The sequence below is a fragment of the Actinophytocola sp. genome (genome assembly GCF_049647105.1).
Classification (GTDB): domain Bacteria; phylum Actinomycetota; class Actinomycetes; order Mycobacteriales; family Pseudonocardiaceae; genus Actinophytocola.
This window is the reverse complement of record NZ_JBARWZ010000261.1, coordinates 1-12,245: the sequence shown is the minus strand read 5'-3', so window position 1 is coordinate 12,245 and position 12,245 is coordinate 1. Positions and strand designations below refer to the sequence as shown.

Genomic DNA, 12,245 nt, shown 5'->3' with positions numbered 1-12,245 from the left:
AAAGTGCTGTTCAGCTGCTTCGATCATGTCATAGCGAGTCGCTGTGACCACGACGATGTCGAGTGCTAGGAAGCGGTTCACGAGAGTCGCGACTGAGTCGTTCGACGTGCAGCATCCAGGCCTTGGCCAAAGTCGATGTCGTGGCGTCCGGCGCGCGAGGCTTCCGCCTCGTCGTCAAGTCGAACGGATTCCGCTCACGCTACGGCGGTTGTGGCATCCGACCTTCCCACCGGTACGGCCACCGAGTGGATGTCTGCGTTGCTGTGGGTGGCGAGAGCGCCGACGTACGGGGATACGGGCACTCCGCGTTCCACGATCTCGCGGGCGTCGTCGATGTGGGCGTCCGCGTAGTCAGCTCGGTCGACGCAGGCCGCGAAGACCGATTGGCGCAGATGTAATGGGGCCGCGACCGGAATCCTTCGGCCGAGTCCCCAACGGTCGGAGTCGAGCGGACCCACGTCATACCGCTGTGACCCTCAACAGCGCGTCCACTCGCTGGTTGAGCTCGCGGACTGGCGGGACGCGGCCGTACTGCCGACCGGCGTTGCGTAGTTGCCGGAGTGCATCGAGGACTCGGTCAGAACGAACCGAACTTGCCGCGGCGACTGCTTCACTGCCAAGCGCAATCGCATGCATCGGGTCGTCGCGGGCCATGGTCAGGGTCGCGAGGTTGGCCATGGCGAGCACTTTGCCCCGGGTGTAGCCACTCGGAAACCGAGAAACTGCCGCTGCAAGATGATCCTTGGCCTGGGAGTAGCTGCCTCCGTTCAGAGCGAGGCCTAGGAGCGCTCGACCGCTATCCCGGGCGAGGTGCGGCTCGTCGTAGTAGGCGATCCAGGCCGGTTCGTCGCCATTACGCTGCGTGAAGCTCCGGGCCGCTGTATCCAGGGCTGCAAAGCAATCCGCCTCGCGTCCCGGTTGGGCGATACCCAGTGCCCGGGCGTGGCGGGTGTGCATGACCGACCGAGCCACCGGGGTCAGTCGATCCGCTCGCACCAGCGCCATCTCTGCAAAGCTCAGGGCTTCGTCCTCTCGAGTCTTGCGCAGGGCGTCATCACGGAGTGCGTCGTCCTGTTGGCTTCGGTGGACGGAGAGGTTGGCGAGTCCGGACAGGGCCTTCGCTCGGAGTGACCAGTCGCCGGCTTCGGTCGCGCAGCCGACAGAGAACCTGAAGCAGCGTTCCGCGTGTTGGTGGGTGCCCGCGTCAAAGCACATGCCCCCGGCGGTATCTGCGAGGTCGGCGACGGCGGAGAAGAGTTGCTGGCGCACTGTCTCGCTCGCAAAGCGACCCTCAAGCAGCTCGGACGCTGTTGACAGCTGGGTGAGCACGCCCTGGGCTGACAGCCCGCCGCCGTAGAGGTGATCCTGATTCGCGAACATGCGCGCCATTTGCTGGATCTGTTGTACCTCGATGCCGCCGATGCGCCGACCCGCGTTGGCCGAGGCCGCTCTGGCGGTGAACTCGCTGAGCGGGTCACTCAGGACCATGCCGGCAACGGAACCGGCGAGTACTCGCAGGAAGGTTTTGCGTTCCACGTCGTCCCCTCCGCTCTCTGGTTGGGGGCTACGCACCACGGTAACTGTGCGCGAGCGGGGGTTGAAGAAACCCAGATCCGCATCCGAAGCTGCGTGGAGCACCTCGCGAAGTGCGCGTCGATAGTCCCTGTTGGGCCACCGATGGATGCCTCGCTCGAGCTTGCCGACATAGTCGGCGTCCATCGCTCCGGGCTTGCTCGTAGCAGCCTCGACCTGGGCGTTCGCACGTTCCGCCACCTCGGCCTGCGTCATCCCAGCCGCATCCCGTGCAGCCTTGAGCAGTTCGTTCGGCTCGCTGAACACCTTGTTCCCTCCGCAAGGACTCCATCTCACAGAGTAAGACATCGGCGCCGGGAAGGATGTTGATCTCGGCGAAACCTCCGCCTAAGCCTCCGGGTTGTCTCCTGGCAGGTGGCGGTGTTACCGGCAGGTCCTGACCTCCTGGCTCGTCTCCGTTCCGCTGGCGCACCCGGTCGGCCACGCTCAGTAGCGGTGCTCGACACCGAGTGATTCCAGTCCACGGCCCCAAGGCCTGTGAACCGGTTGGGCCGAGGTTTCCTCGGTGTCGGGCGCCTCCAACTAGCCCATCACGAGAGCAGGTGGCAGCGGTGACGGACTTGGCTGACGTCATTCCACTCCGGCGCGACGCAGAGCTGGTCGAGCGCCCGCAGTTTGCGATGCCGGTGCCGGAGCGGCTGTACGGGCTCGTGCGCCTGGCCCTGCGGCTGCATGTGCCGGATGGGCGGATGTACCGGTGCTGCCAGTGCGGTGAGAGCTGGCCGTGTGGCCAGGTTCGGTTGGCCTGTCGGCTGATCGACGGATGGTGAGAGATGATGATTGAACGGGATCGCTCGGTGCGGTTGATGCACCCCATGCCGGGGCTCCGGTGGACCGAGTTCCGCGATGCGGCGGCTGACTGCGCGTCGCACGGCTGGCCGGTTCTTCCCGGCACTTACCAGTTGGACGGCGATACGACGTGGTACGGCAAACCCGGCGCGATCGGTTTGGAGCCTGCCGCCGCGATGTGGGCGATGGCGTCGACGACCGATACCGCTGTCGCGTTGGCCTGGTGGACCCGTCGTCCGTACTCGGTTCTGGTGGCGTGCGGAACCGCCGTTGATGTCATCGAGGTCAGCGCGGATCACGGGCGTCGTTCGTGGGCACGGCTCGCCGAGCGCGGCGACCTGGGGCCGATTGTCGGAACCCCGTTCGGCAGATGGCTCGTTCTGGTGAGGCCCGGCGGGGAACTGAGGGACGAGTTGGCTGCCGACGCCCGCCTACGCGCCCGGGGTGAGTGGGTTCCGGTGCCGCCGACTGCGCGTGCTGGGGCAGCCTACCGGTGGATTGTGCACCCGACGGAGTGTTCGTGGACGCTGCCCGATCCTCAGCGCGTGCAGGAGTCGCTCATCGACGGGCTCGCTGCGCCGGGGGCCACGAGCAAGTCTGGGGCGAACCCGGCGGGGGAAGCGTCCGATGTGGACTGAGTGGATTGTGGCCACTGTTGTCGGTCTTGTGGTGGTAGCACGGCTGATTCTGCACCGGTTCGACCGACCGTCGGCACCCCAGGTGTCCCTACAAGGCGACGGTTTCGGGGATTCACGAGAGGCGGAGCAAGGATGAACCGCGGATCGGTCAGAGGGGCCGGTGAGGTGCGGGGCATGCTTCCCCTGTCCGCGGAGACGCCGTTGGAAGCTGCGTTGCACGCGGTGTCATCGGGATGGCCCGTGACGCCCGGCACGTGGCGAGGCTCGTCGGGTTGGGCCGGTGCCGCAAATGTGAACCAGCTGAGTCCGGTGGACACGGACTGGTATCGCTATCCACTACGGACCTCGGCCGAGGTGGAAACGCGATGGGGGGACAGGCCGTACAGCCCGCTTCTGGTGTGTGGGCAGGGTGTAGACGCCGTGGTTCTTCCCGACGAGGTCGCCGAACAGACGCGGGCGCTGGGGGCGCCACATTCACCCCTGGACGGCCCCGTGATCGCGGTCCCGGGAGGCGACCGGATCATGCTGGTCGCCACGGGCGGCTCGGCCGATAGAGCGTTCTACGCGGCGGGATGTCGCTGGTTGACCTACCGCTGTTGGCTGCCCTTGCCTCCGACGTGGACGGACCGTGGGCGGGTTCGGTGGCGTCGTCTACCAGAACCGACGTTTACGTTGCCCGCGTTGGGTGCGGTGCAGCGCCTGATACTCGGCGCTGTCGAAAATCTCGGGGAGAAATGATGAAAAGGTCGGAAGGCCATTGGACTGGCCTCGGCCGCATCCCCTGTTCTTCTTGATCATGCGGCTTGGCGACGCGGCCGCTGCGGTCAGTGATGTCCTTGATGCTCTTGAAAATGGCGTCACTGCGGTCATCACGTTTCTCAAGCACCCTGTTCAGCTGGCCGCCCGCGTGCCGTAGCTGTACGTCAAGGAGTCGATATGGCCGCGACGGTCGCTGAGAGAAACATTGCGTCAACAATGCATGGACCCCAACCGGGCGAATCGCAGCGCGTCAGCAGGTTGACACTCGCGGCCGTGCCGAGCGCCGTGACCAGTGCGCGACTTCTCGTTCAGCACTCCCTTCTCGATTGGAATGTCGACCGACGAGTACTGGCCGCGGTCGAGGAGGCAACCGCGGAACTCGTTCATCATGCGGTGAAGACGACCGGTGTCAGCGATCCCCAACCGATGTACGGCGAGGTGGTCGAAGACCTAAGTCTCATCAAGGTTCGAGTGCGGCTGCTTTCTGAACAGCTCGTCATCGAGGTGTGGGATGGCGGGCCTGAACCCCTCCTGGACGACTTGTCACGGTCTGACGCGCTAGCTGCGAGCCGTGACTGGGGATTCGACTTCCCGACGCCCGGACATCGCGTGGTCTGGGCCGCATTTCTTGCCGCACCGAATGAACCGGATGCGGAAACAGTTTCCTTGCCAAGAGTGCGTAGATCCACGCCCCGCACTCCGGGGGAACGGCCAGCGGCCGTGATGCGGGACCCCGAAGTCCTGCGCGCCGTGTTGAACGGATTGCGCCGACTTGGCGGTGAGACCGAGCCACAAGGCCGGACGAGAGATACAAGCAGCGAAGGAAGTGATGAACATGGATAACGATCTGGTGGTCACGGTCGAACTGTTGAACACAGTGCGGAACCGCTACGACGTCATGCACTGGGACGCGTCGGTGCAGTCCCCCGCATTGCCATCGGCAGCCCACCGCCGGATCGCATCAGGACGACGAACATGACTGAATGCGATCCTGCGGCCGTGCGCATTTCAGGGATCGATCCAGGGCGAGGCGAACGGCGTTGCATACAGAGATGCACGTAAGGCGACGACTAACGGGTTGTGATCTGCGACATGCGTACTGTAGCGCGGTGGCACTCGGTACCCTGGACTGGCACCTACTCAACAGCGGCAACCGGGTAAAGGAACCAAGAGGCAAGTCGTGGCGCCACGTGAGACGATTTCTGTCCCTGATGACGCGATCGGCAACCGGATCCGGAGGATCCGCAAGCGTCGCGGACTGACCATCGAGACCGCTGCGGGCCTCGCGGGGATCACCAAGGGATATCTGTCGCTGATCGAGAACGGTCGCCGTAGCGTGACCCGACGGGGGCTGCTCGACGACATCGCCTCCGCACTCGGCTGCTCGGTAGTCGACCTGACCGGTGAGCCGTACGTACCCGCCGATGGCCCGTCCGCAACCGCACTGACCACGATCCCACCGATCCAGCTCGCGTTGATGGATAGCGACCTGGATGACGTGCCAGACCAACCTGCGCGACCTGTAGCCGAGCTGATCGAAGCCGTGCGGGAAGCAAACCTCCATCGCGACCGCACGCGATACGAGATCGCGGGCCGCGAGCTGGGCCAGGTGCTGGTCGAGCTGCAGATCACTGCCGCGACCGCTGACGAAGCACAACAGCGTGTCGCACTCGCCGGGATCGTGGAAGCGTGCCTGGTCGCCTACGAGATCACGAAGAACCTCGGACATCCGCAACTCGCCGTGGAGGCCGCCCGACGCGGGCTCGATGCCGCACGTCGCCTCGGCGATCCCGCGCTCCTCGGGTTTGCGCGGTGGTATTACTCGCTCAGTCTCATGCGGCTCGGTGTCCGACGGCGTGCCGGCGCGACATTGGCGACTGCCGTCGACCAACTGTCGGACCTTGCTGATCCGACAGCGGACAAGACAATGCCGGCCCAGGTTCTCGGCCTGCTGCACCTCACCTCCGCTTTGGAGGCCGCGCGCTCGCATCGCACCGAGGCGGCCCGTACCCACCTGGCGGAAGCCAGAACGATCGCCGACAAGACCGGTGAACGGAACGGCCTGATGCAGCACTTCGGCCCAGCCAACGTCGGCGCGTGGACATTGTCCATCGGTGTCGAACTGGGCGAGGGCCCGACCGCGGCGGAAGCGGCGCGAAGGGCACCGATCAACCTGGAGGTCTTCGACAGCGCGAATCGCACCGCCGCGTGGCACTACGACTTGGCGCGAGCCCTGGCCCAAGATGGTGGTCCTCGCGATATCGAAGCCGTGCGTCACCTCGACCTCGCCGAACGGACCGCGCCCCAGAGGCTGCGACATGACCCGATCGCACGCGGACTCGCTCTCGAGTTGAACGGACGTGCCCGGACCACCATGTGGGAACTCGACAGCCTGCTCAACCGCTTCGGTCTGTCCTCCCGGTAAGCGCACGATGGCGGGACGGGGCATCGCGGCGGCAGACGCCGCCGTCCCGCCATCGTGGTCGTCGGCGTACGCCCAGCTGGGGGTCGCTGGGACGCAGTGGCCGACTGGGTGGCTCGCCATCGTGTCGTCGACGACAGCGAGCGGGCCGGGGAGCAGTCGAGCACCGGCGCCTAAAGGACTGCCAGTCCTCCGTAGCAGAGTGATCGCCGCGGATCAGCTCCACTGGGGCCTTCCGGATGCCACTGGGGTGTGAACACGACACCGGGTGACACGAGCGCGAGTCCGTCGAACAGGCCTGTGATCTCGTCGCGGCGGCGGAGGGTGGCCGGGGTAGCCGTGGTTTGGTACATCTCGACGGCTTTCGCGAGGTCATCGGGGTAATCGTCGGCGGTGGCATGGGAGATGGCGACGTAGCTGCCAGGGCACAGCGCATCGCGGTAGTTCGCGACGATCCGTGACGGGACATCCTCGTCGCCGACGAAGTGCAGAACCGCGCACAGGAGCACGGCGACAGGCTGGGTAAAGTCGATCAACTGCCGGGTATCCGGATGCTGGAGCACGGCATCGGGATCGCGGAGATCAGCCCAGATCGCCTCGGCGCGCGGGGTGTCTTCGAGGACGAGCCGGTTGTGCGTGACCGCCACGGGCTCGAAGTCGACGTACAGGACCGTACTGTCGGGCTCCAGCCCCTGCGCGATCTCGTGCACATTGCCCACGGTGGGCAGGCCGGAGCCCAGATCCAGGAACTGCCGGACGCCGGCTTCGCGCACGAGAAAACGGACGACTCGCCGCAGGAACGCGCGATTCGCGCGCGCGAACTCGCGTGCCGGGATGACCTTGTCGACTTCTTCGGCGAACTCGCGGTCGGTGCCGAAGTTGTGGCACCCACCGAGCCAGTAGTCGTAGACCCGCGCCGCGCTCGGCCTCGCGATGTCGACGTCTTCGGGAGCCCAAGTCGGTCGCAGTTTGTCGGCAATTGGGCTCAACGAGCCGTTGACCTGCCGTTTCCCGTCACTTCGTGTCACACGGGTGACGTTAAGGGCAAAACTGACCTAGTTGTTTACTACGTGTAAACCAACGCCCAGGCGATTCTTGAGGCTGGTGAGCTTCCAGGTCCGGAGCCTGCTGCGCATGTCGAGGTCGTGAACAGTTTCGCGGGCGGTGGGGTCGAGGCGGACGCGTTGTGGGGCAATGCGATCCGCCAGGTCGAGATGGCGCAACGCCGCCGCGTCATGGGCCACGTCGGCTTGGGCGTAGGCGCGGGCGAGATCGACGTGCAGCGCAGCACGTCGGTCCTTGGTGGGAAGGCTGTCATCTAGCTCAGGACGATCGACCTGCTCGGCCAGCGCGGGCCGTCGCTGAGTTCGACCGCGACGGACAACGGGCGCGGGCGGCGCCTGACCAACAAAAGCATGCCGCGACCAGCGCTTCGAGGGCAGTGCGTTAGGTACCACCCTGGCCGGCGACGGCGTGGACATCCAGCTCGGTGAGCAGCCTTCCCAGCTCTCGACCGGCTTCAGAGTATCGACTGTGTGCGGCATGCTCGTTGGCTGTCGCCGCCACCGGGCGAGCTGGTTGACCGGGCGCGCCGACACGTCGGAGACGTCATCGAGGGTCGCCTCGTAGAGGACCACCGAGATCTGCGGCAGGGTCGTGAGGGCCTCGGCGCTGGCCCGATCGCCCGGCAGGTACGGCTGGTCGGTCAGGTCGACGACCGCGCAGCCGAGAGCGAAGCCAAGTCCTCAAGCACTCGCGCTTTGAAACAGGTGCGGTGCCCACGTTCCAGCAAGGACAGGTAGTCCTTGGTGAATCCCGACCTGGCTAGCTAGAGCATCGACGGTGAGGCGCGACGTGTCCTGATCGCGCGGACCTGGGTACCGATCGCGGACCGCTCCGGTTCAGGTCGTCGCATGGTCAGCATTCCTCGTCACGTCGTGAAGGATTCCGTCCTGAGGCCGAGGCTGCCCGTGGAGGCCGCGTGTATTGCCCCGGTGACAGGCCCACCCCTGGTTACTTTCCGTGTGTTTACAGGTAGTAAACAACAAACGGTTGTGCGCCCATAGCATCCGACAGATGACAGAGAGCGACTTGATCACGCAGCGCGCGGCGGCAGGTTTAGCGTTGCGTGAGCAGCCACGCGACTGCCGGTGGGACAACCGATATCGGAGTCGACGCCGCGCTTCGGTGGCGGTCAACAGGTGGGCCGAGTGACCGCCTCCAACTGGCGCGTTGTTGTCAGCGCATGGTCGGTGGTCGGTCTGGTGGGGGACACGAGCGGTGCCGCTGCTTGCTGACGACTACTTCTTCTGCGCCCACGACACGATCAGCGGACGCTGCCTGCTCAGCGAACGTACTGTCGGACTCGGTCTGGCGAGCGCACTGCTGGGCGAATTGGTGCTGTTCGGCGCGGTGCGGATCGAGCGAGGGCACCTCAATGTCATGGACACCGGTCCTCTGCCCGATCGCTTGGCGAACGCGGTATTGGACGAGGTCGCCGCGGAACGGAACCTGACCCGCGCTCGGGAGTGGCTGCGGTACCTCGCGCGCGACGCCTACGACGACGTTGGTCAGCGGCTGACCCGCGCGGATCTGGTCGAGCGTCAACAGGTTCGTCGCCTAATGCGCACGACAGTGACGTACGTGCCGCGCGACATGAACGACGCGGGGTGGCCTGCGGCGCGGCTCGCCACCGTGATGCGAAGCCGCACCATCATGGATGTCCCAGACCTCACGCTGGCCGGGATTGTCTCGGCGACTGGGCTGGCTACCGCCGCATTCGCCGACGTCCCTGGTGATCCACGCCGATACGCGCACCACCACCTTGTCCGCCTGCGCCATCCCATCCGCGAATCCCTGCTCGAGTTGATCGGGCACACCGACGCCGCCATAGGTGACGCCGTCCTCAGCCACCGCACGTAAACCGTTTCCGTTGTGACCGAAATCAGAACCGGAGTGTGTTGATGTCTTACGTCAGAACGCCTGCTTCGCCCACCAGGCGCCCGGGTATTTCGCAGGCGTTAGCCGCCGACCGGCTCGGGGTGCCGTCCGTGGTCATCTTCGTGCTTTCGGCGGCCACACCACTGACCGTCGTCGCCGGCGTGGTGACCACCGGGTACGCCACGACCGGCCTGACCGGCATCCCCGTTGCGTTCCTCGCCATCGGGGTCGCGCTCGCGCTGTTCTGCGTGGGGTACGTGGCCATGGCGCGACACGTCGCCAACGCCGGGGCGTTCTACGCCTACATCTCGCGCGGGATCGGCCGCCCTGTCGGCGTCGCGGGGGCGTGGGTGGCGCTAGCCGCCTACAACGCGCTGCAGGTGGGCCTATACGGCGCCGTGGGTGCCGCCGCGTCACCGCTGCTGAGCCAGTGGTTCGGCGTCGACGTTGCCTGGTGGGTAATCGCGCTCGTCGCCTGGGCCATCGTCGCAGTCCTCGGGTTGCAGGACGTCGATGTGAACGGCAAGGTGCTCGCCGTGCTGTTGATCGCCGAGGTCGCGGTCATCCTCGTCTACAGCTTCGCGGACCTCGCCAACCCTGCTGGCGGCACAATCGACGTCACCCCGCTCGTTGACCTGGGCGCACTGGTCGGTCCGGGAGTGGGTGCCTTGTTCGGGCTCGCCGTCCTTGGCTTCGTCGGGTTCGAGAGCGCCGTGGTGTTCAGCGAGGAAGCACGCGATCCTCACCGCACTGTCCGGATCGCCATTTACCTGTCTGTCGCGGTGACTGCAGGGCTGTACGCACTCAGCTCCTGGGCAATGAGCGTGGCGACCGGACCGGACCAGATCGTCGACGCTTCCCGCACGCAGGGCACCGAGCTGGTCTTCAACCTCGCCGGCGCCCACATGGGCAGCACCCTTGTTGACATCGGACACACACTGTTCGTCACGAGCGTTCTCGCCGCCATGATCAGCTTCCACAACACCACCGCCCGCTACGCGTTCGCGCTCGGCCGTGAACGTGTTCTCCCCGCCGTGCTCGGCCGCACGTCACCCCGCACCGGCTCACCCAAGGTCGGCTCGCTGCTGCAAACCGGGATTGGGTTCGTCGTCATCGTCACCTACGCCCTGGCCGGGTGGGACCCCGTCGTGCAGTTGTTCTTCTGGGGCGGCAGCTCGGGTGGCCTCGGGGTCCTACTGCTCATCGCCACCACAGCGGTCGCCGTGCTCGTCTACTTTGCCCGCCGACCGTCTGGCGAGACTCTCTGGCGGCGCGCGATCGCTCCCACCCTCGCCGCTTTCGCCATGCTGCTCGTGTCGGTGCTCGCGCTGGTCAACTTCGCCACCCTCCTCGGCGTACCGGAGGACTCGCCGCTGCGCTGGGGCGTCCCCATCACCTACCTGATCATCGCGGCACTCGGGATCGGCTGGGGACTCGTCCTACGCACCTCCCGCCCTGAGGTTTACAACGCGATCGGCCTCGGCGCGAAGACCGCCGCGAGCGACACCGCACTCGACGACCGTGCCTGACCCGGACTCCGCCCAGCGCACACCCGTCGCTAACCCGGAAAGACACCCATGAACCGACCACCCGAGATCCGTACCGCGCGTAGCGCGGACGTGGACAATGTCGCCGCCCTGATCGGCCACGCCTTCGCAACCCTGGACGTCACCGCCTGGCTTGTCCCCGACCCCGATCAGCGCGCCGCCGTACTTACCAGCGACTTCCGCATCGTCGTCGAGCACGCGCTCACCCACGGCCAGATCCACATCATCGACGACCACGATGACAAGCTGGCCGCAGCAGCGGTCTGGATCCACCACCAGTCCGAAACCGCACCTGCGCCCCCACCGCCCGACTACGACCGTCGCCTCGACGCCGCGTGCGGGTCCCACGCCGACCGCTTCCGAATTCTGGACGGCCTGTTCGCAGACCACCACCCGCACGTCTATCCACACCACCACCTCGCCATGATCGCCACCCGTCCCGACCGCCAGAACCACGGCCTGGGCACCACGCTGTTGGCTCAGCACCACGCGTTCCTCGACCAGAAGCACATCGACGCGTACCTGGAAGCCAGCAGCGAACAGTCCCGGCGCCTGTACGAACGCCACGGCTACCACCGCCTCGGCGAGGCGTTCCACGTCCCAAGCGGAGCACCAATGTGGCCGATGTGGCGCGAGACCGACCGGTGATGGAACAGACATCCGCAATGGACGATGTTCCTTGGGTGGACGATCAGCGAAGCTGATTGCCAGACCTGACCCCGCACAGCACCATGACCTGATCACCGCCCTGCACGGACACTGGCGTTTTCGCCGGCCGCACCGTCATGGTCTTGCTGCCCGCGGAGGGATGGGCACTCCCGAGATCACGGCGGCATCAGCGACCACACAGGCGCTTGTGGACAACGAGCCCGACGCGTCGCACAAGACTCCGATTAATCCAGTGAGGACAACCCAAACTATGTACCGCTACTACCAGGCACCCGACTGGATCGCCCATGGTGTGATCGTCGTATTGGCCATCGCCGTCTTTCTGCTGGTGCTGCGGGAGTGGCGCAACGCCAACAGAATCGCGTCCGAGCAGGTCGCGGCCGCGAACCGGCAGACCGTCGCGACCGTGCAGCAGGCCGACTCCACGGACCGGCTGGCGGCCGCGATCCAGGCCCTCGCCGACGCCCGGATCTGAGCGACCACGGCGGTATCAGCAGCCCGATGGGGGCTCCTGATGAGTACCGCGGTCCGCCGTGCGGACACGCGATGGCCCGAGGCGCCCGCCGCGCCGACGGACAACGAGCGATGCAGCCTGCAGGACATCTGCATCGACAATCCACACTGCACCGACGGTGTGTGCAGCGGTGATTCCGGCCCACCCGCCATCCGCTACACCCGCCAAGGTGTGCCGCAGTTCGTGGGTGTCGTCTCACGCGGCGGCGGCCTCTTCTGCGGCACCACTCCCGGGGTGTACACCTCCGCACCCACGTACCGCACCTGGCTCTACAACGTGGTCTGCGGCGCACCCGCCAACCCCGCGCCCTCGCACGCGATCCGATAAACCCCGTCGCTGGTTTCCCTGCCAAGAAATCCAACGGGGGCAGGGAA

At 66.1% G+C, this 12,245-nt stretch carries 13 protein-coding genes; 10 read left to right on the top strand and 3 right to left on the bottom strand.

The window, feature by feature from the left end; all coding sequences use genetic code 11:
- Positions 1–459 precede the first annotated feature (459 nt).
- Positions 460–1,839, bottom strand: a complete 1,380-nt coding sequence (locus WBA97_RS31130) for a helix-turn-helix domain-containing protein (protein WP_424234536.1) — start codon at positions 1,837–1,839, stop codon at positions 460–462.
- Positions 1,840–2,135: 296 nt separating this feature from the next.
- Here WBA97_RS31130 and WBA97_RS31125 point away from each other — a divergent pair, with 296 nt between their 5' ends.
- The 5 genes from WBA97_RS31125 to WBA97_RS31105 all read left to right on the top strand — a co-directional run bounded on the left by WBA97_RS31125 (position 2,136) and on the right by WBA97_RS31105 (position 6,204).
- The gene (locus tag WBA97_RS31125) at positions 2,136–2,363 is read left to right on the top strand and encodes a hypothetical protein (RefSeq protein WP_424234535.1); all 228 of its coding nucleotides are present in this window, start codon (positions 2,136–2,138) and stop codon (positions 2,361–2,363) included.
- 3 nt (positions 2,364–2,366) lie between these two features.
- Positions 2,367–3,020, top strand: coding sequence for a bifunctional DNA primase/polymerase (locus tag WBA97_RS31120; protein ID WP_424234534.1), 654 nt, complete (start codon positions 2,367–2,369; stop codon positions 3,018–3,020).
- A gap of 790 nt (positions 3,021–3,810) precedes the next feature.
- Entirely contained in the window at positions 3,811–3,936 is a 126-nt protein-coding gene (locus WBA97_RS31115) for a hypothetical protein (RefSeq protein WP_424234533.1), read from the top strand.
- A 20-nt stretch (positions 3,937–3,956) separates the two neighbouring features.
- Positions 3,957–4,622 carry an ATP-binding protein gene (locus tag WBA97_RS31110; protein WP_424234532.1) on the top strand — a complete coding sequence of 222 codons (666 nt, stop codon included), beginning with the start codon at positions 3,957–3,959 and terminating at the stop codon, positions 4,620–4,622.
- Positions 4,623–4,959: 337 nt separating this feature from the next.
- Complete coding sequence (locus tag WBA97_RS31105; RefSeq protein ID WP_424234531.1) at positions 4,960–6,204, top strand: helix-turn-helix domain-containing protein; 1,245 nt, start codon at positions 4,960–4,962, stop codon at positions 6,202–6,204.
- A gap of 170 nt (positions 6,205–6,374) precedes the next feature.
- Here the strand turns inward: WBA97_RS31105 and WBA97_RS31100 are convergent, their stop codons facing one another.
- Positions 6,375–7,229, bottom strand: coding sequence for an SAM-dependent methyltransferase (locus WBA97_RS31100; RefSeq protein WP_424234530.1), 855 nt, complete (start codon positions 7,227–7,229; stop codon positions 6,375–6,377).
- A gap of 27 nt (positions 7,230–7,256) precedes the next feature.
- On the bottom strand, positions 7,257–7,838 hold the full coding sequence (locus tag WBA97_RS31095) for a hypothetical protein (RefSeq protein ID WP_424234529.1): 582 nt from the start codon (positions 7,836–7,838) through the stop codon (positions 7,257–7,259).
- 643 nt (positions 7,839–8,481) lie between these two features.
- On the opposite strand from WBA97_RS31095, the gene WBA97_RS31090 reads away from it, so the two are divergent.
- The 5 genes from WBA97_RS31090 (at position 8,482) to WBA97_RS31070 (ending at position 12,198) form a co-directional block, all read left to right on the top strand.
- Positions 8,482–9,123: a GOLPH3/VPS74 family protein gene (locus tag WBA97_RS31090; protein ID WP_424234528.1), complete on the top strand. Its 642-nt coding sequence runs from the start codon at positions 8,482–8,484 to the stop codon at positions 9,121–9,123.
- A gap of 41 nt (positions 9,124–9,164) precedes the next feature.
- Positions 9,165–10,670 carry an APC family permease gene (locus tag WBA97_RS31085; RefSeq protein ID WP_424234527.1) on the top strand — a complete coding sequence of 502 codons (1,506 nt, stop codon included), beginning with the start codon at positions 9,165–9,167 and terminating at the stop codon, positions 10,668–10,670.
- 48 nt (positions 10,671–10,718) lie between these two features.
- Entirely contained in the window at positions 10,719–11,336 is a 618-nt protein-coding gene (locus tag WBA97_RS31080) for a GNAT family N-acetyltransferase (protein WP_424234526.1), read from the top strand.
- Positions 11,337–11,607: 271 nt separating this feature from the next.
- The gene (locus tag WBA97_RS31075) at positions 11,608–11,832 is read left to right on the top strand and encodes a hypothetical protein (protein WP_424234525.1); all 225 of its coding nucleotides are present in this window, start codon (positions 11,608–11,610) and stop codon (positions 11,830–11,832) included.
- Positions 11,833–11,871: 39 nt separating this feature from the next.
- Positions 11,872–12,198 (top strand): trypsin-like serine protease, encoded by a 327-nt coding sequence (locus WBA97_RS31070; RefSeq protein WP_424234524.1) that lies wholly within the window; start codon positions 11,872–11,874, stop codon positions 12,196–12,198.
- Positions 12,199–12,245: the final 47 nt, after the last annotated feature.

Bases quoted from the DNA above. Each gene is read 5' to 3' on its own strand.
- WBA97_RS31110 (WP_424234532.1), top strand. From the start codon at position 3,957: ATGGCCGCGACGGTCGCTGAGAGAAACATTGCGTCAACAATGCATGGA.
- WBA97_RS31075 (WP_424234525.1), top strand. From the start codon at position 11,608: ATGTACCGCTACTACCAGGCACCCGACTGGATCGCCCATGGTGTGATC.
- WBA97_RS31080 (WP_424234526.1), top strand. From the start codon at position 10,719: ATGAACCGACCACCCGAGATCCGTACCGCGCGTAGCGCGGACGTGGAC.
- WBA97_RS31120 (WP_424234534.1), top strand. From the start codon at position 2,367: ATGATGATTGAACGGGATCGCTCGGTGCGGTTGATGCACCCCATGCCG.
- WBA97_RS31085 (WP_424234527.1), top strand. From the start codon at position 9,165: ATGTCTTACGTCAGAACGCCTGCTTCGCCCACCAGGCGCCCGGGTATT.
- WBA97_RS31070 (WP_424234524.1), top strand. From the start codon at position 11,872: ATGAGTACCGCGGTCCGCCGTGCGGACACGCGATGGCCCGAGGCGCCC.